This is a genomic window from Enhygromyxa salina, from assembly GCF_002994615.1.
Classification (GTDB): domain Bacteria; phylum Myxococcota_A; class Polyangia; order Nannocystales; family Nannocystaceae; genus Plesiocystis; species Plesiocystis salina_A.
The window spans coordinates 53,771-79,549 of record NZ_PVNK01000165.1 but is presented as its reverse complement, the minus strand read 5'-3'; the positions used below and the strand labels follow the sequence as shown (position 1 = coordinate 79,549).

The window sequence follows — 25,779 nt, the reverse complement described above, 5'->3', positions numbered from 1 at the left end:
CCACTCGAAAAGCCTTGCGTGGCGGCGACCGCGTCGGCTGCGTGTTGTAGGCTGGCGCTCACGCTGGGGGTGGCGCCGACTGGTTCGGCACCTGAGACAGTCCCCTCGAACCTGATCCGGCTCGAACCGGCGGAGGAAAGCGTATGCCCGACACGCCCAACAAACCCGAGACCACCACCACCCACCTTCAGCTCGCAGCCGACGACGTCACCCCGCTGCGCAAGATCCCGCCGCTCGACCAGAGCTTCCCGCGCTCGGCCAAGATCACCGTCAGCGATCTCGCGGTCCCGATGCGGCAGATCGACCTCGACGGCGGCGAGCCCTCGATCACCGTCTACGACACGACCGGCCCCCAGGGCGTCGACCCCCGCGAGGGCCTGCCCAAGCGCCGCGCGGAGTGGATCGAGGCCCGCCGCGAGCAGGCCGAGGCAGACGGCAACTGGTCGCAGATGCACTTCGCCCGCAAGGGCGTGATCACGCCAGAGATGCGCTTTTGCGCGATCCGAGAGAATGTCGAGCCCGAGTTCGTCCGCAGCGAGGTCGCCCGCGGCCGGGCGATCATCCCGGCCAACATCAACCACCCCGAGCTCGAGCCGATGATCATCGGCCGCAATTTTCTGGTCAAGATCAACGCCAACATCGGCAACTCCGCCGTGTCCTCGTCGATCGAGGAGGAGGTCGAGAAGCTGCAGTGGTCGACGCGCTGGGGCGCCGACACGGTCATGGATCTCTCGACCGGCGACAACATCCACGAGACCCGGGAGTGGATCGTCCGCAACGCCGCGGTCCCGATCGGCACGGTCCCGATCTACCAGGCGCTCGAGAAGGTCAAGGGCAAGGCCGAGGACCTGAACATCGACGTGTTCATGGACACCCTCGTCGAGCAGGCCGAGCAGGGCGTCGACTACTTCACGATCCACGCAGGCGTGCTCTTGCGCTACATCCCGCTCACGGCCAAGCGCGTGACCGGGATCGTCTCACGCGGCGGCTCGATCCTGGCCAAGTGGTGCCTCGCCCACCACCAGGAGAATTTTCTGTACACCCACTTCGAGCGCATCTGCGAGCTGATGAAGAAGTACGACGTCAGCTTCTCGCTCGGCGACGGCCTCCGGCCCGGCTCGATCGCCGACGCCAACGACGAGGCCCAGTTCGCCGAGCTGCGGACCCTCGGCGAGCTGACCAAGATCGCCTGGAAGCACGACGTGCAGGTCATGATCGAGGGCCCCGGCCACGTGCCGATGCACAAGATCCAGGAGAACATGACCGAGCAGCTCGAGCACTGCCACGAGGCGCCCTTTTACACGCTCGGGCCCCTGACCACCGACATCGCCCCGGGCTACGACCACATCACCTCGGCGATCGGCGCGGCGATGATCGGCAGCCAAGGCTGCGCGATGCTGTGCTACGTGACGCCCAAGGAGCACCTCGGCCTGCCTGACCGCCAGGACGTCAAGGACGGGGTCATCGCCTACAAGATCGCCGCCCACGCGGCCGACCTCGCCAAGGGCCACCCCGGCGCCCAAGACCGCGACGACGCCCTGAGCAAGGCAAGGTTCGAGTTCCGCTGGCGCGACCAGTTCAACCTGTCGCTCGATCCCGAGACCGCCAAGGACTTCCACGATCAGACCTTGCCCGCCGACCCGGCCAAGACCGCGCACTTTTGTTCGATGTGCGGGCCGCACTTTTGCTCGATGAAGCTGACCCAGGACGTCCGCGACATGGAGGCCTCGGGCGAGCTCGCCGAGATCGAGCAGGGCATGCGCGAGAAGGCCACGGAGTTTCGCGAGGGCGGCGGCGAGCTCTACGTCGAGCCGGGCGCGGCCGAGTAGCCGCCGCGCCGAGTGCGTCATGCCCGCAAGTGCGGGCGAAACCGCACATATCGAGCCTCGTCATGACTCGCGGGGTTCTGGGGGGCATGATTCTCACGGGTCTGACATGCCTGGATCGAGCCTCGGGGTGGTCGACGCTCGCTCGGGACTGACCGCCACCGAGCTCGGCGCTCGGATCTTTGGCGCGGTCAGCGCTTCGACCTGACCCAAGATCGCGCAGCCCACGACCCGGCGGCGCTCACCGTCCCGGGCAAACGTGGGCCCCCGCTCGCGCGCCATGCTCCGAGGCATGCTCGGATCGGTGCGCGCTCGACCTGCGCACGCTCGCGTGGCTGGCGGGAGACGAGGTCGCTCGGGTCACGCGCGCCCGCGGGGATGTTCGAACGTCGGGACGCGTGACTGCAGCATCCACCCGCGGGTGCTCGCAGCGAGGCGCGCTCGATCTCGGCAGGCTCGCGGCGAGCTCGAGCCCACGCTGTGCTCCCGCCCGGGTGCTCGCGATGGACGGCCGAGCGCCCAACGCTGGCGCCCGCGTGCGACGGGGGCCTGCGCCGATCGAGGTGGTTGGTGTGCGCCGAGGCTCGCGAGCGTCGCGCGAGCGTGGATCCTCGAGCCCGGGCACGCTCGCGAGCAACGCCGCTCCCACGCAGGTGTGATCGGTGCGGGCTCGCTAGCAGCCCGGGCTGCTAGCGTGACCCGATCGAGGCCGCTGCCCCTTGGCGGTGCGAGAGTGGATGCTTCAGTTGGGGTGGACGGCGGCCGACCCGCCCCTCCCACGTAGCCGGAGCCAAACCTGTGCGGTAGAGTCGGGCCGATGAGTCAGACTCGCGACGCCTGGCGTCGGCTCTACAAGGTCTGCGACCCAAAAGAGCGGCTCCATATCGATGAACTCAACCTGTTCGTCGAGCGCCCTGACTCCGCCGCGCGCAGGATCGCAAACTCGCTCGAAGGCGGGTTTGACGAGCAAGGCAAGTGGATCATCTGTGGCTCCGTGGGGACCGGAAAGAGCACGGAGCTCACCAAGCTCGCGGAGATCTTGCACGACAGCTACCTCGTCGTGGGTGTCGATCTTTGGCGCGCATCGGCGCGAATCGACGAGGTGAGCGCTGCCGAGATCCTGTTTTGTATCGGCGCGGCCGCGGTCCGGACCGCGCAGAACCAGTTCGGCCATCAGGTCGACCCAGCCCTCAAGAAGCACCTCACGACGATATTCGCCGGACTCCTGGAGGACAAGCACAACGTAGAAGTCGCCGACCTCGTCGAGGGCGTGACATTGCTAGCTTTCGACTTGCTCGCCCCGGGCGCGAGTGGGGCGGTAAAGTCTGCGCTCGGAGCAGCTCGTGCGGTGACTGGCGCGGTCCAGGTCCCCATCGGACGGCCGAAGCTCGGGGGTCTGACCCGCCCGGTCAAAGACGGAGATCCAGCCCTCGACAAGCTCGTGTGGGCCGTCGATCAGATCCTGGCCGACGTCGCACAGATCCGTGCACCGCTCGTGCTCGTCGACGGACTCGACAAGCTGACGAAGATCGACTCGATACGTGATCTCTTCGCCACCAGTCGCGTCCTGGCGAAGCCCCGGGCGCCGCTCGTCTACACCGGCCCCGTCACGCTGATGTTGGCGGCGGAATGGAGCGCCGCTGCAAACTACTTCGATCGCGCGAGGCTCGCCAATCTGGTCGTTGCCGAGCCAACGTCACCACATCGACGAGCTGCGCCCGAGCAGGTCGAGGCGGGCCGGGCCGCCGCCCGGGGGATCATCGCGCGCCGCTGCGGCGCTGCAGGCGTCGACATCTCGCGGGCGATCGCCGAAGACGCGCTCGAGCTGCTGGTCACCAAATCTGGCGGCCTCACCCGGCAGCTGCTGCAGCTCGTGCGCGAGGCGGCGAAGATCGCGGGCATGGCCGAAGCGCCCGTCGTCGACGAAACCATCGCGCGCAGTGCATGTGAGGAGTGGCGCAAGGAATTCGAGATCACCATGACCGGCATACGCCGCAAAGAGCTCGAGTACATTGATGCCAACGGGGAACCGCAGGGGGGCCAGGTCTCGCACGAGCTCTTGCTGTGGAACTATGCGATTCCGTACGCAAATGGTGACATGTGGTTTTCGCCCAACCCACTCATTGACTTGCACCGAACATGAGAGCAAGGAGCGCCTCGGGGATCAAGACGTCGCTGTGGTTCAAGCGACTGGAGATCGCCCTGGAGTTCGACGCCGGCTTCGAGATCTTTTTGTTGCTGGGCAGGGGAGCCTTCGCCCGCCCCGGCCTCACCCGAGTTGCGACCGAGCTGCAGCGCTTTGGGGCGCCGTGCTGGCACGGCCTGCACCTCGATGGACTTGACGGGCTACTCGCTCCCGAGCAACCACGCGGGGTCCTCCACCTCGTGCATGGCTTTGAGCGGATGTCCCGGTCGGTCGCCAGGGACTCTGCGGCGCGCCTGAACCTCAACCGGGATCGCCTCGAGGTGTTGGCAGGCCCGGTGATCTTCTGGATCCCCGAGGATTTCTACGAAGAGCTCTTGCGGCAAGCGCCCGACTTTGTCGCCTGGCGTTCGCAGGCGACCGTCGTTCTCGACCAAGAGTTGGCCGTTCGACCGGAGGTGTATGCGGAAGAACAGTTGCTTTGCCAGGTCCAGATCGAGGCTGCGGCATCGTGCCGTGACATACCGGACATCGACATCCTCGACGCAAGTGGTCGCAGGCCTGCGCTAGACTGGGTCCTCGCCGCACGAGCCCGCAAGCTGGCGTATACCCGCGAAGATCAGCCGCTGCGGGCTACCACGTGGTGTGGCTGGCAGCTCGCTCGACTGCGTGAACGCGGATGTCACGACCAGGTGCCCACGTTGCTGCCCTCGCTGCTGCTCGTGCTCGCCAACGCGCTCCTCACGGGGGACGGCGAGCTGGTCGAGGGGATCCGCCGGCTGTCGGAGGCCGCCGCGCTTCACGTCGTCGTCACCGCACCACTCACGGCCTGCGAGTGGGCCTCGCTCGACGAACAGATCGGCGAGTGCCGCCTGTTGGCGCCGGTGCTCGACGCCAACGCGGAGGATCCCACGATCGCGCCACTCACGGACGAGCAGCTTCGGTCCATGATCGAGCGCTCATTCGTGGACCTCCGCAGGCGCGAGCGAGCAGCGTGGCGTGAGGTCATGGACGCGACCGTCCGGCGCTTCCAGGATCGGCTCCGTCACCTCGGGGTGTTGGCGTCGGTGATCGAATACTGGCGCCACCTCGGGCTGGCGTCGGTGCGGCAGAGGCTGAAGCTCCGTGGAGCGAGGGAGCACTCGTTTTGGGTCGCGACGAGCCACGACGGGGGTCGTGTACGGGAGCCCATGCGCGGCGAGCTGACGCTCGATTGGGGACTCCTCGAGCGGCCGGACCATCACGCGCTCGCGCGTGCGTTGTACGCGTTCGGCAGGCGGACGAACTCGAACTGCCTGCTGCTCGAGAGCGCCTCGCTCTACCGCGCGGAATCTCGGGTTCCCCCCCGGACTGGCCTTGTCGACGCGCTCATCGCCGCCGCCGAGACCACGGACGAACCCGAGGATGAGCTCCGCTTGTCGCGCGAGGCGGTGTCGGTCGCCCGATCGCTCGCCCCTCCCGTCCCCGGGCTCCTCTCAGACGCGCTCGCGCGCCTGGGCGCTTCACTGCACCTACTTGGCCATCACGATGAGGCGGCCCTCGTCGTCGACGAGGCCATCACGCTGTCCCGAGGATCGGATTCGCCCCCTGCGCGACTCGGTCCGTTGCTCGTACTTCGAGGTCAGGTGCTGCAAGCGCGAGGTCACCACGAGGAGGCCCTCATTACCGCCGAGGAGGCCCTCGAGGTCTTGCGCGAGGTCCCACCCGAGCAGGATCGCGCGCTTCGCTTCGATCTCTGGAATCTGTTCGACGAGTGCTACACCGAGCTTGGTCTGGCCGAGCGTGCGCGCGAAGCAGCCGCTCGATCCATCGATATTCGGCGTGCAGTCCATGCATCCACCTGGCCGCAGGAGCTCCTGTCATGGGCGGACCGGCTGCTCACGGAGGGCGCGCTCGACGACGCGCTCGAGGCTGCGCTCGAGGCCACGCAGCTGTGCGCCAAACAAAACGCAAAGGCACCCTATGGCACCTACGCTCAGTCGCTCACCGAGCTCGCAAAGATCCGCTGGGCCCTCGGCCACGGTGAGGGGGCTGTCGCGGCGCTGCGAGAGGCTGTGGATGTCTACCGCGCGGTGATCCAGGACGGAGGCCCGTGGTGGTCTTCGAGCGAGCTAGCCCAGACGCTGCAGACTCTCGCAGGCTACCTCGAGGAGCTCGACCCGCAGGCGGTCGTGGCCACCCTCCTAGACGCCGCGCGCGTGCTCGAAGTGCCCCTCGAAGGAAACCCCGGCCAATACCCGGCCGACCTCGCACAGGTCCTACGACGACTCGGGGACGCCGCTGCTGCCAGGCAGACACCCGAGCTCGCCGTCGGTGCGTACGCGAGAATCGTCGAGCTCGCCGCCCCCTTCCCGGCTCGCGAGAGCTCGTTCGTGCGTGAGGTCGAGCGGCGCCTCGAGGAGCTCTGCGATCAGTCGAACATATCGAGGGAAGCTGCGCTGTCAGACTTCCATGGCTTGTTCGAGGGCGATCTGGAGTTCTGCAATTTACCCATGCCGTAGCCCATCGGCCCGCGCGAGTAGTCGTTGGCCTCGAAGCGGTAGGGAAACGCCGCGGGGGGGGGACCCCCTCTGCCGTCGCTCGTTCGACAGTCCGTTACAGACCCGGTATACAGACCCGCAGCCCGATGACGAAGAACAGGGAACGGCTCAATACCTATCTCATCCCCGGGGCCTTCCTCGTGCTCTTCGTTGGTGGGCTCGGCGGGTGGTTTTGGTGGTCGTCTCGTCAATTCGAGCATCCCGCCGACCATTGGATCGCCAAAGCGAACGGGAAGGCTCGAACGTGGGCTGACGACGCGGAGCTGAGCGTCATCGAGGGGTACTACGTTCGCCCGGACGGGGTCGCCGACCTGCCGAATCCCGGGGACTCTGGCTGGCGCCTCGTGTTTCGGTCGGAAGCCCTGGCCAGCGGCGAGTCGTCTCCACCTGCCGAGAGCACGATTCCCGGCGCGCCGCCCAGTCCGAGCACGCCCAAGTACGCCTGCTTCGCCTACACCGTCGGTCGCGGCTCGGCTCGCTCGCGCAACCTCGTGCGAACCAATAGTGCTCCGGTCCGGTGTCCCGAGGGGCTCAAACAGCAGTCCTCAGAGCCCCCTCGCTGCTCCGTGGAGGAGGTCTGGCGGCGAGCCGAACAGCGCGGCGCACCCAATCCCGGCCTCGCCACGGTCGCGGCGAGCGTTCAAGGTGACGAGTGGCGCTGGTCGTTTCGGATCCCCGACCACGTCGAGTTCGAAATCCTGGACGACTGCTGACCGCGCCGACTTCGAGCCCGGTGGTCTCGGCGGCGATGTTCGGGGCGTCGCGGTTGATGGCGACCGCGACCTCGTGATAGCGGGCCAACAGGAGAGCCACGCCTGGATCCGCGTGTTCGAGCTCTGATCCCTGCGCCGTCTCCACATCGGACGCTACACTCGCGGCATGAAGCGCCGGCACCTCGTCGCCCTCGGGCTGTTCCTGTCTGCGACGGCCTGCGGCAAGCCCCCGCCCGAGTCCGTCCCCCCCGACGCGCCAGCGCCCAGCGCCCAGGCCTGCGGCCTCCAGCCCGACGGCAGCCGCCGCTTCCGGGTGCTCCACCTCAACGACATCTACCGCATCGAGGGCCTCGCCGACGGCCGCGGCGGCCTCGCCCGGATCCGCAGCGTACGCACCCAGCTCGAGCGTGACTGCGACGCGGTGCTCGTGACCCACGCTGGCGACGCGCTGTTTCCCTCGCTGCTCTCGCGCGAGTTCGAGGGCGCCCAGATGATCACGGTGCTCAACGCCCTCGACGGCGACACCGAGGGCTTCGACGCCCGCCTGATCGCGACCTTCGGCAACCACGAGTTCGACAAGGGCGCGCTCGACGACGCCAAGAAGATCCTCGACAAGCGGGTCGAGGGCAGCCAGTTCACCTGGCTCGACACGACGATCGAGTGGGCGACGATCGACGGTCAGCCCGCGGTCTCGGCCCCGCACCTCGTCGACGCCTCGCTGCTGACCCTCGGCGGGGTCGAGGTCGGGCTGTTCTCGCTGACGGTCGCCAAGCAAGAGCCCGAGTACGTCGACGAGATCCGGGGCGAATACGTCGAGGAGGCCCGGGCGGCGACCGAGCAGCTGCGCGAGCAGGGCGCAGAGGTGGTGCTCGCGCTGACCCACCTCGACGTCGACGACGACCAGCGGATCCTCGACGAGCTCGGCGACGCGGGCCCCGATCTGATCCTCGGCGGCCACGACCACGACCTCATGACCGTCTACGAAGGCGGCGAGCAGACGGGCCCCCGCGCGGTCCTCAAAGGTGACGCCGACGGCGTCCGCGTCCGGGCCGTCGAGATCTGGGTCGACGCCAGCGGCGAGGTCGGCTGGCAGCTCAGCGCGGGCGTCGACAGCGAAGTCCTCGGCCCGGGCCAGCCCGAGCCCGACCCCGCCGTCTCGGCGATCGTCGACGGCCTCCTCGCCGAGCACGCCCAGCTGTTTTGCGCGAGCAAGGGCGCCGAGCCCGGGTGCCTCGACGAGAAGCTCACGGTCGCGGGCACCGACCTGATCGCCGAAGAGACCGAGATCCGCAGGTACGAGACCAACTTCGGCGACTGGGCCGTCGACCAGATGCTCGCGACCTTCCCCGAGGCCGACCTCGCGATCCTCAACTCCGGCAGCCTGAGGCTCAACCAGGACATCGCCGCCGGGACCGAGATCACCCGCCGGATCGTCGAGGAGACCTTCGCGTACCCGATCAGCATGCAGCTGATCGAGATCGACGGCGCGACGCTCCAGCAGGTCCTCGATCGCTCGGTCGAAAACTGGAGCGCGGCCGGGCACTGGCTGCAGATCGCCGGCCTCGCCTACCGCCACGACGTCGGCGCGCAGACGGCCACGGGCGCGGTCCTGCTGCCCGACCGCGAGGCGATCGAGCCCAAGCGCAAGTACAGGGTCGTCGCGACCGAGTTCTTGCTCGGGATCACGCCGGGCTCGGACCAGGACGGCTACCTGATGCTGAAGCCCTCGATGAAGGTCGAGCACGCCAACAACGGCGCCGACCTCGTCGAGCGGGTCGTCGCCGCGCTCACGGCCGCTGGCGACGCTGGCATCGCGCCGGTGTTCGAGGGCCGAATCTGCTCGAGCGACCGAGCCGACCAGGTCTGCCTGGCAGGCTGAAGACCCGGCGGGCGAGCCAATCGGGCTCGTTGCGAGGCACACCAGCCGCGACCCGCCCCCGCGGCTCGCGACGGCGTGGGCCTCGCCCTCGGCGTCGTTGCGGACACGACTGACACGCGACGGCGCGATCTTTGCCGAAGCGCCGGGCCCACCTCGAGGGGCTCTTGGAGATAGGCTTTGGCCTGGATGAAGCAGGCCCTTCGCAAGATCCGGCTGCTGTGTGACCTCGACGACGGGCAGCTCGAGCGAATCGCCGCGATCGCCTCGATCGAGCGGGTCAAGACCGGCGATATCGTGGTCGAGGAGCAAGGGCCAGCCAACTCGATCCGGGCCGTGGCCGAGGGTCGGGTGTCGATCGCGGTGTCGGTCCCCGGGCGCGGGGAGCTGCCGGTCTGCACCGTGTCCGTCGGCGAGATCCTCGGCTGGTCGGCGCTGCTGCCCCAGGCGCGGTGGCTGGCCACGGCCCGCGCGGTCAAGGACACGACCCTGATCGTCCTGCGCGGGGCCGCGCTCCTCGACCTCTACGAACAAGACCGCGAGCTCGGCTATCGGGTCATGCACCGGACCTTCGAGACCGTCGCCGAGCGCCTCCACGACACCTGGCTCCAACTGATGGACTCGTACCGCCAGTGACCCCGCCGCCCGCACACTGGCTCGAGCGCGACGAGCTCGGCCACCTGCTCGCGCTGATCCGCGGCGACGGCTATCGACTGATCGGCCCCACGGTCGACGGCGCGGCGATCATCTATGACGAGATCGAGGGCGTCGACGAGCTCCCTGTCGGTTGGACCGACGAGCAGGCCCCGGGCCGCTACCGCCTCCGCCGCCGCGACGACGACGCGATCTTCGGCTTCGCGGTCGGGCCCCACTCGTGGAAGCAGCGCCTGTTCCCGGCCCGCGAGCCCCTGGTCCAGATCCGCCGCGACGGCGACGACATCCGCTTCAGCGCCGCCCGTGCAGACCCGCCGCCGACGGCCTTCATCGGCGTCCGGGCCTGCGAGCTCGCGGCGATCGAGCTCCAAGATCGCGTGTTCGTGCGCGGGCCCTTCGTCGATCACCGCTACGCCGCCCGCCGCGAGGCCTGCCTGATCATCGCGGTCAACTGCGTCGAGGCCGGCGAGCTCTGCTTTTGCGCCTCGATGGGCACGGGCCCCCGGGTCGGGCCGGGCTACGACCTGTGCCTGACCGAGCTCGACGGGGGCTTCGTGGTCGAGGCCGAGACCGAGGCCGGGGCCGCGCTGGTCCAGCGCCTCGACGCGCGCGCGGCCGCCGACGCCGAGCTCACCGCCCGCGACGCCGGCCTCGACAGCTGTCGCCAGACCATGGGCCGCGAGCTCGACACCGAGGGCCTGCCCGGGCTCTTGTTCGGCAACCTCGATCACCCCCGCTGGACCGAGGTCGCCGAGCGCTGCCTCGCGTGCGGCAACTGTACGCAGGTCTGCCCGACCTGCTTTTGCTTCGACGTCAAAGATGTCTCGCTGCTCGCAAACGCCGAGACCGCCCGCGAGCGCAGCTGGGACTCGTGCTTTGGCCAGGACCACTCGACGATCCACGGGGCCGTGTTTCGCCCGGCGATCGCCGATCGCTATCGCCAGTGGCTGACCCACAAGTTCGCGTCGTGGACCTCGCAGTTCGACGCCTCGGGCTGCGTCGGCTGTGGGCGCTGCATCGCCTGGTGTCCGGTCGGCATCGACGTGACCGAGGAGCTGAGCGCGATCCGCAGCCAGGATCCCAAGCCCGCGATCGAGCTGCCGAGGCCCCAGGTCTGGTGGCCGCGCGAGGACGATCCGCTGGTCCCCGCGCCCGCCCGCGTGCTCGAGGTCCAGCCCGAGACCCCAGACACCGTGACCCTCGTGATCGAGCGGACGACCGCGGTCCGCGAGGAGCCCGGCCAGTTCAACATGCTCTCGCTGCCCGCGATCGGCGACGTGCCGATCTCGGTCAGCGGCTCGGGCGAGGACTTCGTCGAGCACACCCTTCGCGGGGTCGGCCGGGCCACCAAGGCCCTGTCCGAGCTCCGGCCCGGCCAGCGCCTCGGCGTGCGCGGTCCGTTCGGATCGCGCTGGCCGATCGAGCTGGCCAAGGACCACCCGCTCACGCTGATCGCGGGCGGCGTCGGGCTCACGCCGCTGCGCAGCGCGATGCAGCAGCTCGCCGCCAACCCCGACGACTACCCGGCCGTGCGCCTGTTCTACGGCGCCCGCTCGGCGGCCGACATCTTGTACGACACCGAGCTCCTGGCCTGGGACTCGCTCCCGAGCTGCGACGTGAGCGTGACCGTCGACCAGGCGTCGCGGCGCTGGCTCGGCAACATCGGCTTCGTCACCCGGCTCCTGCGTCGCAAGGAGCTGCCCCTCGACGGCCGCTACTTCATCTGCGGGCCCGAGGTGATGATGCGCCAGGTCCTGTTCTTGCTCGACGAAGCTGGCGTGCCCAAGTCCCACCGCTTCGTCTCGATCGAGCGCAACATGAAGTGCGCCGCGGGGTTTTGCGGCCGCTGCCAGTACGGCCCCTACTTCGTCTGCAAGGACGGCCCGATCTTTCGTCATGACCACATCGACTTCATCTTCGGCCAGCCGGGGTTCTGACCGCCGCCGGCCCCGGCTCGGGGTGTTCAAGATGGCCTCCTGCGACGGCTGTCAGCTGACCTTGCTCGACTGCGAGGACGAGCTGCTCGCGCTCGGCGAGGCCGTCGACATCGTCCACTTTCCGGAGGCGTCGTCGGCCCTGCGGCCCCAGGGGCGCTTTGATCTGACCCTCGTCGAGGGCTCGATCTCGACCCCGGAGCAGCTCGAGGAGATTCGCCACATTCGGGCGGTGTCGCACGCGCTGGTCGTCATCGGCGCCTGCGCGACCTCCGGCGGGGTTCAGGCCCTGCGCAACTTCGCGGACCACGAGCAGTTCATGCGGGTGGTCTACGCGACCCCGAGCTACGTCAGCAGCCTCGCCGACTCCACGCCGATCTCGGCCCACGTCCCGGTCGACTTTGAGCTCCGCGGCTGCCCGATCGACAAGGCCCAGCTGCTCGAGGTCATCACTGCCTCTGTCGTGGGTCGCAAGCCCGGGATCCCAAACGAGGCCGTGTGCATGGAGTGCAAGCGGCGCGGAGTCGTCTGCGTGATGGTCGCTCGCGGGCAGACTTGCCTTGGGCCCGTGACCCACGCCGGGTGCGGCGCGCTGTGCCCGGCCTACGATCGGGGCTGCTACGGCTGCTTTGGGCCGCGCGAGTCGGCCAACACCGGGTCGCTGGCCACCTGGGAGCTCGGCCGCGGGCGCAGCAAGGCAGACATGGTCCGGGCGTTTCGATTGATCACGGGCGCCGCCCCGGCCTTCGAGCACGAGAGCAAGCGACACGAGCCATGACCGAGACCGTCTACAAGGTCGACATGCTCGCCCGCGTCGAGGGTGAGGGGCGATTCTCGGTCCAGGTCCACGACGGCGAGGTCACCGGGGCCGAGCTGTCGATCTTCGAGGCCCCGCGCTTCTTCGAGGCCCTGTTGCGCGGTCGCTCGCTCGCCGAGGTCCCCGACATCGTCGCGCGGATCTGCGGCATCTGCCCGATCGCGTATCAGATGTCGAGCGTGCGCGCGCTCGAGTCGGCCCTCGAGTTGGTCGTCCCGGCCGAGGTCTGGCCGCTGCGGCGGCTGCTCTATTGCGGCGAGTGGATCGCCAGCCACGTGCTCCACATGTTCTTGCTTCATGCGCCCGACTACCTCGGCTACGACAGCGCGATCGAGATGGCCGCGGACCACCGCGAGCTGGTCGAGCGCGGCCTCCACATGAAGAAGATCGGCAACCAGGTGATCGAGCTGCTCGGCGGCCGGGCCATCCACCCGGTCTCGGTCCGGGTCGGCGGCTTCACTCGGGCCCCACGCCCGCGCGAGCTCGACGAGCTCCGGCCCGCGCTTGCGCTTGGCCTCGACCAGGCGCTCGAGACCGTCGAGTGGGCCGCGAAGCTGGCCAAGCCGAGTCAGGACAACGACTACGTGTTCGTGGCGGTCAAGGGCGACGACTACCCGCTCGAGCGCGGCGACCGTCTGGCGATCTCCGACCGGGGCGACATCGCGGTCGAGGAGTTCAACGAAGCGTTCCACGAGGCCCAGGTCGAGCGTTCCAACGCGCTGCACTGCCGCCTCGCCGACGGCGCGGCCTACCTTTGCGGTCCGCTGGCGCGGCTCAACCTGTTCGCCGACAAGCTCCACCCTCGCGCCCGCGAGGCCCTCGAGCGCAGCGAGCTGCGCCTGCCTGTGCGAAACCCCTACGAGTCGATCACCGTCCGCGCGATCGAGGTCGTCCACGCCTTCGCCGAGGCCGTCGACATCGTCGCCGCCTACCGCCGGCCCGCCCAGCCCTTCGTCGCGTGGCGGCCGCGCGCGGGCGTCGGCCACGGCGCGACCGAGGCGCCCCGCGGGCTGCTCTACCACCGCTACGTCGTGACCGACGAGGGCGAGGTCGCGCAGGCCCAGATCGTCCCGCCGACCTCCCAAAACCAGGCCCGCATCGAGCAAGACCTCGTCGCGCTGGTCCCCTCGCTCCTCACCCTCCCCCACGACCAGGCCACGCGTCGCTGCGAACAGCTGATTCGGGCCTACGACCCGTGCATCTCGTGCGCGACTCATTTTTTAACCTACGACGTTGAAGCCACACCATGAAAGCACGCATCATCGCGCTCGGAAATGAGGCCGCGGGTGACGACGGCGCGGCGATCTTGGCCGCCCGCCAGCTCGAGGGCGAGTTCACGGTCACGATCGCGGGCCGGCCGGGCGCCCGCTTGTTGGAGCTGCTCGACCCGCTCGAGCCCCTCGAGCCCCCCGCGGACTCGGGGCCGACGATCCTGGTCGACGTGACCCGCAGCGGCCGATCACCCGGGACGATCGTGAGCTTGCCGCTCGCCTCGATCGCCGAAGCGGCGATCGCCAGCGCGCAGATGTCCTCGCACGGGTTTGGGCCCAGCGAGACCCTGCGGCTCGGCGCCGCGCTCGGGCGCCCGCTGCCGCCGGGGCGCTTCGTCGGCGTCGAGGGCTGGCGCTTCGAGATCGGCCAGCCGCTCTCCCCACCCCTGGCCGCCGCCCTCGACGACCTCGTCGCGGCGATCCGCTCGGCGGCGGCTGACTCCAACTCAGGCAGTAGCGCGTGCACGAAAGCGGCATCATCCGAAAGCTGATCGAGACCGCCCGGGCCGAGGCCGAGCGCCGAGGCGGTCGCCTGCGCGCGATCGAGCTTCGGCTCGGCGCGCTCGCTGGCGGGTCGGCGGACCACCTTCGCGGACACTTCGAGCTCGAGCTCGAGCGGCTCGGGCTGAGCGACATTCGCCTCGACATCCGCGAGGCTGCGGCCCACCCGGCCGGGGTCGAGATCACCGCGATCGAGATCGCCAAGTAGCCCTCGCTATCCCCGCTCAGCTCCTCGACCTCCGCGACGGCCCCGGCGAGCTGCGCTTCGCGACCCTTCGCTTCGGCGCCGGGGCCCGTGAGCGTTGCCTCGCCTCCACCCCGGGCTGCAAGCAGGTCCTCGCCGAGCTCGCGCGCTTGGACAACAACTTGGCCTGTCGCTGAGCCTTGCGGTAGTAGTGTCCCGAGCCACCTCGATGGACACCGCCAACATCAACGAGCAGATCGACGCCGCCCTCGCCATCGAGGCGAGGAAGGGGCACCTCGCCAACTACCTCCAGGATCGCGCCGACGAGCGCGGCCACTCCCTCGGAGCCAAGGAGCGGCGCGAGGCCCTCGAGCTGTTCGAGGGCTACGTCCGCAGCGTGCCCGAGCTGCTCGCGACGGCCGTCGCGTCTTCGCACGGGACCCCGGTCCAAGACACGATGTCGCAGGTCATGCGCGCCGCCGCGGCCTACTGGGACGAGCCCGATGACCTGATCCCCAACGAGCTCGGCCTCCTCGGCCTCCTCGACGACGCCTACTTCACCTTGCGGATCTTGCAGCTGGTGTCCGAGCGGCTCGCGGCCGAGACCGGCCAGACCCTGGTCGAGGACGACCTGTCCTCGCTCGACGCCGTGGTCCGCGACATCCTCGGCGATCTGTCCGACGTCCTCGACGAGCTCGTCACCCTGACGATGACCAACGCGCCGATCGACGAGCTGATCGCCAAGGTCGCCGAGTACAGCGGCTCGTTCATCCTCCAGTCGGCGCAGACCTCGTTCACGGGCCTGTCGATCGCCGGGCTCGTCGAGACCCGCCTGAGCTTCGCCGCCGACCCCGACGACACCCTGCGCGACGATCTGATCGACACGCTCGAGTCCGTGACCAAGCGCTTCGCCGTGCAGACCCGCAGCGAGGCCTCGGTCCTCGCCCTCCACGAAGACGCGATCGCGGGCACCAAGGCCCTCGCCCAGGTGCTCGACGATCACCCGCGCGCGAGCTCGTCCGACAACGAGGCGATCGTCGCGCTGCTGATCGGTGCGCTGGTCGTGCGAATCATGGCCGGCGAGCCGGCCGACCGCGCCTTCATCGAGCGCTGCGTCGACCTCATGCTCGAAGACTGAACCACCGACTAGCCCTAAATCAAGCGCTGATTTCAAAAAGCTGAATGATTTAGGGCTAGTACGAGCCGCAAGGCGAGCGTTTGGGGTGAGCGGAGGGGGCTTTGCCGCCGCAGCGAGGGGCCTTTTTGAAAGGCCCCTTGAAGATTAGAAGGCCTGAGTCGAGCGCGCAGCGCTTGATTCAGGACTAGCAGCCCGGGGTGCAAAGCCTCGCGCCGCCTCGCTTGGCCTTTTCGCCGAGGGCTTTGTCGCCAAAACTTGCAGTACGCCCGGTACAGCGGCGTTTTGGCTTCGCGCCCTCGGCGAAAATTCCGGCGCGAGGCGACACGATGCATTGCACCCCGGGCTGCTAGCAGCCCGGGGTGCAAAGCCTCGCGCCGCCTCGCTTGGCCTCTTCGCCGAGGGCTTTGTCGCCAAAACTTGCAGTACGCCCGGTACAGCGGCGTTTTGGCTTCGCGCCCTCGGCGAAAATTCCGGCGCGAGGCGACACGATGCATTGCACCCCGGGCTGCTAAGCTAATTGAGGAAGATCTCGTGGACCAGCAGCCAGGTCCCGTCGCCTTGCTCGCGATAGTAAAAGACCATGCTCGCGTCGTCGACGTCGACCCAGTTGCAGATGACATAAACCAGGCCATTGCGCGGGTCGGTCCACTCGCCGAGCTCGAGCTTGCCGTTGCTGGCCAGGTCGACCGGCGCGTTCCAGTAGCGATGGACGAGGATCCGCTCCCACACGACCCAAAACGCGACCTCGACCAAGCTCTGGAGGCTGAGGTCGAGCGGGGGGATCCCGGTCAGCACGAGCCTGCCCGCGCTCGCGTCGATGGTTCCCATCGCGATCGTGAGATAGGGCGCATAGCCCTCGGGGATCGCCTCGTCTTCGTCAAAGCGCAGCGCGATCATCTGCTCGCGCGCGAGCTGAACCGCGAGCTTGGCCAGGTTCGACATCTTGGCGATCTCGTCTTGCGAGAGGCCGTTGTTGTTGATGTCGTAGGCGTCGATCAGGCGGTCCTTGGCGTAGACCAGGGCCTTGTCGACGTCGAACTTCGTGATCACGGCGCCGGGCTTGGCGTCGCGATGATCGATAAAGCGAAAGAAGATCTCGGTCAGGGCTCGCTCGGTGCCGCGCAGGCGACGAAGCGCGAGGCGCATGTCAGCCCGGCTGATGCGCTTGTCTCCGCGGTCGGCCATCAGGATGTTGGCGGCCGCTTGATCTAGGGCGTCATGAACGTGAGCTTTTGCCAGTCGTGCCATCACTCAAGCTGAGCACGACGGGCGACTTCACGACGGCGCAAATCGGTCCACCTCGCCGCGAAATCCTGACCGAAGATAGGTCGAATGCCCACGCGAACGCGCGACGGCGACGGCGCGCCCCTCACCGCTTCAGTCCTGTGTCTTGGCAGGCGGGGCGGACGAGACGGCGACGCGGTCGCCCCACAGGTTTCACAGATGTACTCCTCGCGCGAGGCACAGATATTCGCGCCGCGCATACACGACGCCGGGCCCCTGCGCTGTCGCAGGGGCCGTCTACGCAGCCCGCCTCGCGGTCGGCAGCAGCAGCGCCAGATCCCCGAACTCGTGCGAGCGATACCCAGCCCCGAGCGCGGCGTCCCAGGCCCGCTCGAGCAGCTCGTCGGGCGCGAACGCCCGCAGCAGCCGGTAGTGGCTCTCGTGCGACGCGTGCATGCCCGTCAGCAACCCATCGACGACCCGCAGCTCGGTCTGCGCGGTGATGATCAGCGCCGTCTCCCCGCCCCCGGCCACGAGGCCCTCGCCCGCGACCGCGCCCGCGACCGCGCCCTCGAGCGCGCGCACGACCGTGGTCCCGGCCGCGATCACCCGCCCACCCCGGGCCCGCGCCCGCTCGATCGCGGCGACCGTCTCGGCCGGGATCTCGTAGCGCTCCGGCAGAGGCAGCAGCGCGTCGAGGCCTGGATCACCCGTGGCGCTGAGCCCCGCCGCGTGGGTCAGGCGGGCCAGCTCGACGCCGCGGGCCCGCAGCGCCCCGAGCAACGCCGCCGTCAGCGGACGCCCAGCCGAGGGCATCTCTGCCGCCCACGGGCGCCCCGCGAACACGGTCTGGACCGACCACAGCTCCAGCGGCTGGTCGAGGTGGCTGTACTGGATCGGCCGCCCAGCAGCGTAGAGCGCCGCATGGAGCTCGGGTCCGCCGCGGTCGAAGCACAGGTCCACGAGGCGCTCGGCGTCGGGGTGACGCCCGACGAGCGCGGCCGACAGCCCGCCGCGCAGCTCGATCGTCGCGCCGAGCTCGAGCACGGGAGGCGCGGGGCGGTCGTCGGTGTCGTCGCGCCAGTCACCGGATCCGAACAAGACCGCGCGCCACTGACGGTCACCGCCAGACTCGTCGTCGAGCCGCGGCCCGAGCAAGCGAAGCTCGACTGTCTGCCCGCGCACCCGCCCCGCGATCGAAGCGGGCAAGGTCGCCGCGTCGTTGACCACGAGCAGATCCCCAGGCCGCAGCTCGTCGACCAGCTCGGCGAAGGCGGCGTCGCGGATCTCGTCGGCCGCCTCGTCGACGAGCAGCAGTCGGACGCCCTCGCGCAACGAGGGTGGATGGGTCGCCGGGCTCATCACGCCACATCCCTCTCGGTCGTGGACCACGAGGCCGCCGAGAGCCGGGCGCCGCTCGGCGCTCCCTCGCGCTCGAGGATCATCGCCGCGAGCACGCGCCCGACCGCGTCGGGGTCCGCGAGCGTGCTCGGGTCCGCGTCGGGGATCGCGTCGGCGTGCATCCGGGTGTTCATCTCGCCGGGGTCGACGCTCAGCATCCGAACTCCGGTCCCGTCGAGCTCGGCGGCCCAGATCCGCGCGAGGTGATCGAGGGCCGCCTTGGACACGCCGTACAGGCCCCACTCGGGGTAGGCCTCGACCGCGGCGTCGGAGCTGATCTGAACCGCGACCCCACGCCCGCGCAGGACCATCGAGCCGAGCACGGCCTTGGTCAGGCGAAAGGGTCCGAGCAAGTTGGTCTCGAGCACCCCGCCAAAGTCCTCGCACTCGCTGTCGAGCAGCGCCCGCAGGGGCGTCGGGCCGAGCGAGCTGGCGTTGTTGACGAGCACATCGATGTCGCCGAGCGCGGCCGCGGCCTGGCCAACGATCCGGTGGATCGCGCGCTTGTCGGACACGTCGGCGACGATGCCAATGACCTCGGCGCCGGCGGCCCTGAGCTGGGCGACGGCGGCATCGAGCGCGGTCTGCTCACGCGCGACCAGGGCCACGCCCAGGCCGTGATCGACGGCCAGGCTGCGCGCGACGCCAAGGCCCAGACCTCGGCTCGCACCGGTCACGATCGCGCTTTGAAGGGGTGGGGTGGACGAGGGAGTGGTTTGAAGGGATGTGTCGGACATGGGAAGGCTCCTCGACACGGAGCATGGGCCCGCCCGCCCCAGGCGTCGCCCGAACGGCCATCGCCTCGACCGAATGTCAACAAATTATCACCAGCGACGACTTGATAGCGAGCTGCCTCACACCCGCGCGGCCCCAAACCACGCGACGATGCCCGGGTGATCGACGAGGACGTAGCCGCCAACTTGGCCGAGAACATCCGCCAGCTCCGCGACGCTCGGGGCTTGTCGCAAGCCCAGGTCGCCAAGGCCGCCGGGATCCCGCGCCCGACCTGGACCAACCTCGAGTCCGGCGGCGCCAACCCGACCCTCGCGGTGTTGCTCAAGGTCGCGGCCGCGCTCCACGTCCGCCTCGAGGAGCTCCTGGCCCCGCCGCGCGGGACCGGCAAGGTCTACAGGGCCGACGAGCTCACCGTCCGCCGCCGGGGCAAGGTCACCGTGCGCAAGCTGCTGCCCGAGGTCCTGCGCGGCCTCGACATCGAGCGCATCGAGCTAGCGATCGGGGGCACGATGACCGGCGTGCCGCACACGCCCGGGACCCGCGAGTACCTGACCTGCGAGCGCGGCAGCGTCGAGCTCTCGGTCCGCGGGCGTCGCTTCGTGCTCGAGCCCGGCGACGTGGTCGTGTTCGCGGGTGACCAGCGCCACGGCTACCGTAACGTCGGCCGCAAGCTCGCCGTCGCGCACAGCGTCGTCACCTTCGCCCCACGGGGCAGCTCCTGACCCAGGTACACTCCCGCGAGGAAAGCCATGAAACGCGAGCTCTTTGACGAAGACCACGATCTCTACCGCCAGACCGTCCGCGAGTTCATCAAGCGCGAGGTCATTCCCAAGCAAGAGGCCTGGATGGAGGCCGGCAGCGTCGATCGAGCGACGTGGCGCGCGGCCGGAGAGGCCGGCCTCCTGTGCCCCTGGGTCGAGGACAAGTGGGGCGGCCCCGGCGGCAGCTTCCTCCACTCGGTCATCGTGTGTGAAGAGCTCGCCTACGCCCACGAGTCGGGCTTTGCGATCCCGCTGCACTCGGACATCTGCGTGCCCTACATCCACAGCTTCGGCGACGACAACCAGCGCCAGCGCTGGCTCCCGGGCTGCGTCAGCGGCGAGCTGATCACCGCGATCGGCATGACCGAGCCCAACACCGGCTCGGACCTCGCCGCGCTCAAGACCACGGCCAAGCGCGACGGCGACGACTACATCATCAACGGCTCCAAGACCTTCATCTCCAACGGGATGCTCTGCGATCTGTGCATCGTCGCGGCCAAGACCGAGAACGACGACGACCCCCACCGCAACGTCTCGCTCTTCGTCGTCGAGGGCGATCGGCCGGGCTTTGTCCGGGCCAAGAAGCTGGCCAAGATGGGCCTCGCGTCCCAGGACACCGCCGAGCTCGCGTTCGAGGACTGCCGGATCCCCGCCGCCAACCGCCTCGGGCCCGAGGGCGCCGGGTTCATGATGCTGATGCAGAAGCTCCAACAAGAGCGGCTGATCGTCGGGATCATGTCTCAGGCCGCGGCCGAGAAGATCCTCGAAGACACGATCAGCTACGCCAAGGAGCGCCAGGCATTCGGCCGGCCGATCATCAAGTTCCAAAACACCCAGTTCAAGCTGGCCGAGTGCGCGACCGAGGTCGAGGTCGGCCGCCACTTCCTCGACGCGGTCTTGCGCCGCCACGTCGCGGGCGAGTACCTGGTCAAGGAGTGCTCGATGTCGAAGCTGTGGCACTCGGAGATGCTCGGTCGCGTCGTCGACGAGTGCCTCCAGTTCTTCGGCGGCTACGGCTACATGCTGGAGTATCCGATCTCGCGGGCCTACATGGACGCCCGCGTCCAGCGGATCTACGCGGGCACCAACGAGATCATGAAGGTGATCATCGCCAAACAAATGGGGATCTAATTTAGACCCCCACAGCCACCCTGCACTTTGCCACGCACGGCCGCTGCGCGGCCGGTCGCTCGCTCGCTGCGCTCCCTCGCTCGGTGGGCTGGTATGAGCTTCGCCCTGGCTTGCGTGGCCCCCTAAAAGGGGGCTTGTTTAGACCCCGCAGGCGTCAGCGTCTTTGCCACGCGCGGCTGGTCGGTTGTTTAGACCCCGCAGGCGTCAGCGTCTTTGCTACGCGTGGCTGGTCGGTTGTCGATGACCCCTGCAAACGTCAGCGACTCTGCCACGCGTGGCTGGTCGGTCTTTAACTAGCAGCCCGGGGTGCAATGCATCGTGTCGCCTCGCGCCGGAATTTGCGTTGAGGGCGCGAAGCCAAAACGCCGCTGTACCGGGCGTACTGCAAGTTTTGGCGACAAAGCCCTCGGCGAAAAGGCCAAGCGAGGCGGCGCGAGGCATTGCACCCCGGGCTGCTAGGTGAGGATCTCGGCGATGTGGGGGCGGACGTAGTCAGCGAGGGCGTGGGCGCCCGCGGGCGAGACGTGGACGCCGTCGCTGGCCCGGGCGCGGACGCGCTTGCCGTCGATGACGACGTGATCGCTGTACTTGCCCCGAACCGTGAGCGCGTCCCAGGTTGAGACGAAGCGGGCGTTGGGCCGCAGCGACATCTCGCTCTCGTAGACCACGTTCATCTCGGCCACGCGGCCGTGGAGCTTCTCGGACCTGACCTGCGGCATGCCGATCCAAAACAGGCGCTCGTGGCGGGGCGCGACGGCGTCGGCGTAGGCGTTGATCCGGCGGCGATACTCGGGCATCCACTCGGGCTCGCCGTAGCGGTACCACTTGGGGTCGGCGTTGCGGCCGAGGTACAGGCCCTGGGCGTCGTTGCCTCCGAAGATGCACACGACGATGTCAGGCTGGAACTCTTCGCGGGCTTTGCCGCCGATCGTGATCCAATCGTAGAAGTCCGGCCGGGCCAGCCCCGACGAGGGCTTGCCGCGGCGATCGATGACGCAGCCGAACTCGCGCTCGAGATCCTGACCGAGGTAGAGGCCAAAGCCCCCGGCCATCATGCTGCTGCCCATCATCAGGACCTTGGGGCCTGCCGCGCGGGCCCGGCGGGGCAGCAGGGCCACGGCGGGCGCAGCGGCCAGGGTCGAGAGGAATTGACGGCGGGTCGGCATGATCGGGGCAAAAAGTTAGGGCAGGCCGTGGCCCCGCGCAAGTTGTTGGGGCGCTCACTCGGGCCAGGCGTAGATCCCCGCGAGCTCCCGGTCCTCGGCGCGGGCCTCGGCGGGGGTCGAGATCGACACGAGATCACCGGGCAAGAACGCGATGTAGACCTCGCCACGCTCGCCGCCGAGGTCCGGGTGCTTGTTGGGATCGTTGTCGACGTCGGGGTCGATCAGCGTGCGCTGCGACGACCAGTCCGTGGTCACGCGCATGCACACGGGCGGCGAGCCAGCCGAGCACACGATCGCCCGCTTGGTGTCGTCGATCGAGACCTCGTTGACGCCGAGGTCCGAGTCGGTCGTCTCGACCGAGATCTCGGCCACGACCTCGCGGCCGACGGCGGACAGCAGGTCCTTGGGCCGCAGGGTCAACGACTGGGTCGTGACCGACACGCCGCCGACCCCCGCCATGCTCAAGTCGGCGAGCGGCGCGGTCCAAAACCACCCGGCCTCGGTCTCGAGCGCGAGGATCAGGTGGCCGGTGTAGCCGACGTCGAAGTAGCCGACCTCGACCAGCTGCGCCGTGCTGAACGAGCCGTCGAGGCGCCCCTTGCCGAGCTTGCGGAGGGTCGGCTTGTCCTTGATCTTGGGCTTGCGATCGCAGCGCCCGATCCCAGCTCCCTCGAGCCCGTTGGCGGCCAGCAGCTTCGCGGTGGTCTCGCCGCACAGCTCGTCGAGCGACTTGACCGGGCCGTTGACCGCGACGACGAGCTCGTCCGGCAGCGGCTCGCCCGGCCCACAACCAACGATCGGCTCGTCGCCCCCGCACGCGGTCATGCAGGCCGCGAGCGCCGGCTCGTCGAGGGTCGCGTCGGCCCCGCGCCTCGTCGCGTCGCACTGGGTCAGGCACCGGACCTCGCAGGGCTGGGCGGAGAAGTCCTCGACCTCGGCGAGATCCTGCCCGGCCGCGACTCCGCGGAGGTGGCCCCACATCCCCGCCCGCGTCCACTCGCTCGCGGCGTAGTGGTAGTAGCCGAACAGCTGCCCGTCGCGGACCACGAAGGTCATCGTGTGGGTGGGCTTGCCCTTGAGCGAGACCGTCGCCTCGGCGGCGTGGGGGATCAGCTGCGACTCGCTCAGGGCCGCGTCCGACTGCTGGATCTTCTTGTTGGAGAAGACCACGTCGTCGTAGCCCGACTTGGTCAGGGCGATCTTGCCCTCGCAGTTGTCGACGGTCACGGTCATCTGGAAGTGACCGTTGATCCCCCGCGGCGCGAGGTCCTCGGCGCCGATCACCGTCGTGTCGAAGGTCCAGCTCCCGGCGAGCGCGGCCAGAGTCGCGCAGTAGCCGGTCGGCTCCGGCGCCGCCTCGTCTTCGAGCTTCGTGCACTTGCCGTCGAGGCAGTTGAGGCCCGCGACGCAGTCGTCCTTCGCCTTGCACGAGGCCCCCGCCTCGCCTGGCTCCGACTTGCACGCAGTCCCAAACGCGGTCGCGAGGGCCAGGAGGACCATGGTTGCTGCTCGGCGCATGTGCCGGACGCTACCGCGGCTTGGCACCAGACAACGCGAGAGCATTCTCACTCCAATTACTTTTGATAGCTCATGGAAGCTACCGAATCTGTCTTAGATAATAAGTCTCAGTAGCGACCTTGACGGCCGGGCCAGGACCGCGGCCCTCGTGAACCGAGCCCAACCAAGAGAGGATGCGAGCCATGAAAACTCTTCGACTGCTTTCCCTGTGTCTCATCGGCGGAGCGCTGACGCTTCAAGCGTGCGCCAAGGACGACCAACCCGGCACGAGTGGGGCGGCGACCGCCTCGAACGGCAGCGGCAACGGTGACGGTGACGGCGACGAGACTGGTGACACCAGCGGAGGCGAGGACTTCGGCGAGGACGACGCGGATTCAGGGACGACGACGATGGGCTTCGTCCCCGACGACGGCGACGTCGTCGGCGTGTCCGAGTGTGACCCCTGGACGCAAGACTGCCCCGACGGTGAGAAGTGCGTCGCCTACGGCAGCACCGGCGGCAACTGGGACGCCAACAAGTGCGTCCAGGTCCTCGGCGACGGCCAGCCGGGCGATCCCTGCACCTACAACGGCACGGTCGAGTCGACCGACGACTGCGGCGAGGACACCTGGTGCTGGAACGTCAACGAGGACAACCTCGGCACCTGCACCTCCCTGTGCACCGGTTCGCCCGACGACCCGATCTGTGAGCCGGGCTACGGCTGCTCGATCGCCAACGAGGGCTCGATCACCTTGTGCCTCCTGGCCTGCGACCCGCTCCTGCAGGACTGCCCCGGCACCGACTCGTGCTTCTACGACTTCAGCGGCAACTTCGTGTGTGCCTTCGCCACCCAAGACCTGGCCGAGGGCGAGACCTGCGGGTTCATCAACGACTGCGTGGGTGGGACCGTGTGTCTGGCCGCCGAGGTCCACCCCGAGTGCGCTGGGGCGTCGTGCTGCGCCGCGTTTTGTGACGTGAGCGACCCGACCTGCCTGATCGCCGGGACCGAGTGCCAGGCCTTCTTCGAGGAGGGCACCGCACCTCCCGGATACGAGGACGTCGGCGTCTGCATCATCCCGGGCGCCTGAGCGACCAGGGTCAGATGAACCAGGGGGCCGGCAGCGACGCCGGCCTCTTGTTTTGGTTCTCGGGGTTTTGGTTTTGGGGGTTCAAAGGTGCACGACCTTGGTGTGCTCCTCGCCTGCGATCAGCCGCAGCTCTCGCCACGAGCTGCGATCGTTGAGGGTCGTCCAGCGCCGCTCGGTCTCGCGGTAGTGCCAGTCCTTGTCGGACTGGTGGTAGAGCTGGAGGCCGCGGGTCTCGATGATCTTGCGGATCTCGTTGCTGTGGTAGTTGCGCGGGTCGAAGTCGGTGTCGGCCCGCTGGCCCATCTCGGCGTAGGTCTGGCCGAGCTGGATCAGCAGCTCGTCGACCTCGGGCGCGAGCGCCTTGGCCGGGAGCCCGATCCGCTGGGCCTCGCGCAGGGTGATCGGGTAGCCGTGGGCCGGGTAGTTGGAGTTGAGCGCCCGCGCGATCGCGGCGGCGCGCTCGTGATCTTCGAAGTGATAGGACAGGATCTCGGTGCACAGCTTGATCGACAGCGAGCTCGCGCGGTCGACCGCGCCGATCACCAGGGGGTGGACGTAGTCGTAGAGCTCGCCCCAGGGGTTGCCGGCCGCGCCCGGGCCCGCGTGCTCGGCCCACAGCCGGACCACGCGCACGAGCTCGTCGTGGCTGACGCTGACCCGACCGTTGACGTGATCGAGGGGCGAGAGCGCGTGGCGGATCGAGGTGTCGACGGCCGAGAGATAGCCGAGCGGGCCGATCTGGATCTCGTCGGCTCCGAGCGCGAGCATCGTCGCGGCCGACGCCGCCTCGAGCGGGACCAGGGCCGTGACCGCGTCGGCGAAGTGGCGCAGGATGTTCGTCATCCGCAGCGCCGCCGTGCCCTGGCCGCCGTCGGACTTGATGAACAAGAACACGCGGCGGGGCCGATCTTGGAGCTCCCGAGCCCGGCGCAGGACGTGGTCGAGGGCGCCGACGTCCTCCTGGCTCATGCTCGCGTTCGCGGACACCCAGTAGCTGACAAAGGGCCCGCCGAGGGCTTGCTCGAGCCGCTCGATCAGCGGCGCGGTCCGGGCGAAGAGGACCGGGGGCCGGCGGATCTGTGCGGCCGGGCGCGCGGGGATCGACGGCTCGGGCTCGGGGGCGTCGCGCTTGGCGTCGGCGTCGGGATCGCTGCTCATGCGCGCTCAGGATAGACTCGG

The 25,779-nt window shown here is 68.9% G+C and carries 21 protein-coding genes and 1 riboswitch; of the genes, 15 read left to right on the top strand and 6 right to left on the bottom strand.

Annotation, left to right across the window (positions count from 1 at the left end; translation table 11 throughout):
- Positions 1–55 precede the first annotated feature (55 nt).
- A riboswitch (TPP riboswitch) is annotated at positions 56–155 on the top strand.
- From thiC to ENSA5_RS18240, 12 genes are all read left to right on the top strand, one after another.
- Positions 144–1,829 (top strand): phosphomethylpyrimidine synthase ThiC, encoded by a 1,686-nt coding sequence (gene thiC, locus ENSA5_RS18295; RefSeq protein WP_106392969.1) that lies wholly within the window; start codon positions 144–146, stop codon positions 1,827–1,829. (Overlaps the previous riboswitch by 12 nt.)
- 814 nt (positions 1,830–2,643) lie before the next feature.
- Positions 2,644–3,969 carry a hypothetical protein gene (locus ENSA5_RS18290; protein ID WP_106392968.1) on the top strand — a complete coding sequence of 442 codons (1,326 nt, stop codon included), beginning with the start codon at positions 2,644–2,646 and terminating at the stop codon, positions 3,967–3,969.
- A gap of 884 nt (positions 3,970–4,853) precedes the next feature.
- Positions 4,854–6,470 carry a hypothetical protein gene (locus ENSA5_RS37805; protein ID WP_181197886.1) on the top strand — a complete coding sequence of 539 codons (1,617 nt, stop codon included), beginning with the start codon at positions 4,854–4,856 and terminating at the stop codon, positions 6,468–6,470.
- Positions 6,471–6,595: 125 nt separating this feature from the next.
- Complete coding sequence (locus tag ENSA5_RS18280) at positions 6,596–7,222, top strand: hypothetical protein (RefSeq protein WP_106392966.1); 627 nt, start codon at positions 6,596–6,598, stop codon at positions 7,220–7,222.
- A 166-nt stretch (positions 7,223–7,388) separates the two neighbouring features.
- Complete coding sequence (locus tag ENSA5_RS18275; RefSeq protein ID WP_106392965.1) at positions 7,389–9,101, top strand: bifunctional metallophosphatase/5'-nucleotidase; 1,713 nt, start codon at positions 7,389–7,391, stop codon at positions 9,099–9,101.
- A 186-nt stretch (positions 9,102–9,287) separates the two neighbouring features.
- Entirely contained in the window at positions 9,288–9,734 is a 447-nt protein-coding gene (locus ENSA5_RS18270; RefSeq protein ID WP_106392964.1) for a cyclic nucleotide-binding domain-containing protein, read from the top strand.
- Positions 9,731–11,689 (top strand): 4Fe-4S dicluster domain-containing protein, encoded by a 1,959-nt coding sequence (locus ENSA5_RS18265; protein WP_106392963.1) that lies wholly within the window; start codon positions 9,731–9,733, stop codon positions 11,687–11,689. The genes ENSA5_RS18270 and ENSA5_RS18265 overlap by 4 nt, the downstream gene beginning before the upstream one ends.
- A gap of 31 nt (positions 11,690–11,720) precedes the next feature.
- Complete coding sequence (locus ENSA5_RS18260; protein ID WP_258182905.1) at positions 11,721–12,464, top strand: NADH-quinone oxidoreductase subunit B family protein; 744 nt, start codon at positions 11,721–11,723, stop codon at positions 12,462–12,464.
- A complete protein-coding gene (locus ENSA5_RS18255) occupies positions 12,461–13,753 on the top strand; it encodes a Ni/Fe hydrogenase subunit alpha (RefSeq protein ID WP_106392961.1) in 1,293 nt (430 codons plus the stop codon). Before ENSA5_RS18260 ends, ENSA5_RS18255 begins: the two co-directional genes overlap by 4 nt.
- Positions 13,750–14,265 carry a hydrogenase maturation protease gene (locus ENSA5_RS18250; RefSeq protein WP_106392960.1) on the top strand — a complete coding sequence of 172 codons (516 nt, stop codon included), beginning with the start codon at positions 13,750–13,752 and terminating at the stop codon, positions 14,263–14,265. The genes ENSA5_RS18255 and ENSA5_RS18250 overlap by 4 nt, the downstream gene beginning before the upstream one ends.
- Positions 14,235–14,483 (top strand): hydrogenase/urease maturation nickel metallochaperone HypA, encoded by a 249-nt coding sequence (locus tag ENSA5_RS18245; protein ID WP_106392959.1) that lies wholly within the window; start codon positions 14,235–14,237, stop codon positions 14,481–14,483. The genes ENSA5_RS18250 and ENSA5_RS18245 overlap by 31 nt, the downstream gene beginning before the upstream one ends.
- A gap of 205 nt (positions 14,484–14,688) precedes the next feature.
- Positions 14,689–15,597, top strand: coding sequence for a hypothetical protein (locus ENSA5_RS18240; protein ID WP_106392958.1), 909 nt, complete (start codon positions 14,689–14,691; stop codon positions 15,595–15,597).
- 513 nt (positions 15,598–16,110) lie between these two features.
- Here the strand turns inward: ENSA5_RS18240 and ENSA5_RS18235 are convergent.
- From ENSA5_RS18235 to ENSA5_RS18225, 3 genes are all read right to left on the bottom strand, one after another.
- Positions 16,111–16,782, bottom strand: a complete 672-nt coding sequence (locus ENSA5_RS18235) for a hypothetical protein (protein ID WP_106392957.1) — start codon at positions 16,780–16,782, stop codon at positions 16,111–16,113.
- A gap of 336 nt (positions 16,783–17,118) precedes the next feature.
- Positions 17,119–18,183, bottom strand: coding sequence for an S-adenosylmethionine:tRNA ribosyltransferase-isomerase (locus tag ENSA5_RS18230; protein ID WP_106392956.1), 1,065 nt, complete (start codon positions 18,181–18,183; stop codon positions 17,119–17,121).
- Positions 18,183–18,899, bottom strand: coding sequence for an SDR family NAD(P)-dependent oxidoreductase (locus ENSA5_RS18225; protein WP_258182904.1), 717 nt, complete (start codon positions 18,897–18,899; stop codon positions 18,183–18,185). The genes ENSA5_RS18230 and ENSA5_RS18225 overlap by 1 nt, the downstream gene beginning before the upstream one ends.
- A gap of 216 nt (positions 18,900–19,115) precedes the next feature.
- Between ENSA5_RS18225 and ENSA5_RS18220 the strand changes: the two genes are divergently transcribed.
- Positions 19,116–19,679 carry an XRE family transcriptional regulator gene (locus ENSA5_RS18220; protein WP_106392954.1) on the top strand — a complete coding sequence of 188 codons (564 nt, stop codon included), beginning with the start codon at positions 19,116–19,118 and terminating at the stop codon, positions 19,677–19,679.
- A gap of 27 nt (positions 19,680–19,706) precedes the next feature.
- Positions 19,707–20,849 carry an acyl-CoA dehydrogenase family protein gene (locus ENSA5_RS18215; protein WP_106392953.1) on the top strand — a complete coding sequence of 381 codons (1,143 nt, stop codon included), beginning with the start codon at positions 19,707–19,709 and terminating at the stop codon, positions 20,847–20,849.
- A 455-nt stretch (positions 20,850–21,304) separates the two neighbouring features.
- On the opposite strand, the gene ENSA5_RS18210 is transcribed toward ENSA5_RS18215, so the two are convergent.
- Together ENSA5_RS18210 and ENSA5_RS18205 are read right to left on the bottom strand one after the other, a co-directional pair.
- Complete coding sequence (locus ENSA5_RS18210; RefSeq protein ID WP_106392952.1) at positions 21,305–22,015, bottom strand: SGNH/GDSL hydrolase family protein; 711 nt, start codon at positions 22,013–22,015, stop codon at positions 21,305–21,307.
- Between the two features lie 54 nt (positions 22,016–22,069).
- Entirely contained in the window at positions 22,070–23,533 is a 1,464-nt protein-coding gene (locus ENSA5_RS18205) for a hypothetical protein (protein WP_146155838.1), read from the bottom strand.
- 182 nt (positions 23,534–23,715) lie between these two features.
- On the opposite strand from ENSA5_RS18205, the gene ENSA5_RS18200 reads away from it, so the two are divergent.
- Entirely contained in the window at positions 23,716–24,600 is an 885-nt protein-coding gene (locus ENSA5_RS18200; protein WP_106392950.1) for a hypothetical protein, read from the top strand.
- Between the two features lie 81 nt (positions 24,601–24,681).
- On the opposite strand, the gene ENSA5_RS18195 is transcribed toward ENSA5_RS18200, so the two are convergent.
- Positions 24,682–25,758, bottom strand: a complete 1,077-nt coding sequence (locus ENSA5_RS18195; protein ID WP_146155837.1) for an SDH family Clp fold serine proteinase — start codon at positions 25,756–25,758, stop codon at positions 24,682–24,684.
- Positions 25,759–25,779: the final 21 nt, after the last annotated feature.

Excerpts from the sequence above, each read along its gene's own strand:
- thiC (WP_106392969.1), top strand. The coding sequence starts at position 144 with ATGCCCGACACGCCCAACAAACCCGAGACCACCACCACCCACCTTCAG.
- ENSA5_RS18290 (WP_106392968.1), top strand. The coding sequence starts at position 2,644 with ATGAGTCAGACTCGCGACGCCTGGCGTCGGCTCTACAAGGTCTGCGAC.
- ENSA5_RS18280 (WP_106392966.1), top strand. The coding sequence starts at position 6,596 with ATGACGAAGAACAGGGAACGGCTCAATACCTATCTCATCCCCGGGGCC.
- ENSA5_RS18275 (WP_106392965.1), top strand. The coding sequence starts at position 7,389 with ATGAAGCGCCGGCACCTCGTCGCCCTCGGGCTGTTCCTGTCTGCGACG.
- ENSA5_RS18270 (WP_106392964.1), top strand. The coding sequence starts at position 9,288 with ATGAAGCAGGCCCTTCGCAAGATCCGGCTGCTGTGTGACCTCGACGAC.
- ENSA5_RS18260 (WP_258182905.1), top strand. The coding sequence starts at position 11,721 with ATGGCCTCCTGCGACGGCTGTCAGCTGACCTTGCTCGACTGCGAGGAC.
- ENSA5_RS18255 (WP_106392961.1), top strand. The coding sequence starts at position 12,461 with ATGACCGAGACCGTCTACAAGGTCGACATGCTCGCCCGCGTCGAGGGT.
- ENSA5_RS18250 (WP_106392960.1), top strand. The coding sequence starts at position 13,750 with ATGAAAGCACGCATCATCGCGCTCGGAAATGAGGCCGCGGGTGACGAC.
- ENSA5_RS18240 (WP_106392958.1), top strand. The coding sequence starts at position 14,689 with ATGGACACCGCCAACATCAACGAGCAGATCGACGCCGCCCTCGCCATC.
- ENSA5_RS18235 (WP_106392957.1), bottom strand. The coding sequence starts at position 16,782 with ATGGCCGACCGCGGAGACAAGCGCATCAGCCGGGCTGACATGCGCCTC.
- ENSA5_RS18230 (WP_106392956.1), bottom strand. The coding sequence starts at position 18,183 with ATGAGCCCGGCGACCCATCCACCCTCGTTGCGCGAGGGCGTCCGACTG.
- ENSA5_RS18215 (WP_106392953.1), top strand. The coding sequence starts at position 19,707 with ATGAAACGCGAGCTCTTTGACGAAGACCACGATCTCTACCGCCAGACC.
- ENSA5_RS18210 (WP_106392952.1), bottom strand. The coding sequence starts at position 22,015 with ATGCCGACCCGCCGTCAATTCCTCTCGACCCTGGCCGCTGCGCCCGCC.
- ENSA5_RS18205 (WP_146155838.1), bottom strand. The coding sequence starts at position 23,533 with ATGCGCCGAGCAGCAACCATGGTCCTCCTGGCCCTCGCGACCGCGTTT.
- ENSA5_RS18200 (WP_106392950.1), top strand. The coding sequence starts at position 23,716 with ATGAAAACTCTTCGACTGCTTTCCCTGTGTCTCATCGGCGGAGCGCTG.
- ENSA5_RS18195 (WP_146155837.1), bottom strand. The coding sequence starts at position 25,758 with ATGAGCAGCGATCCCGACGCCGACGCCAAGCGCGACGCCCCCGAGCCC.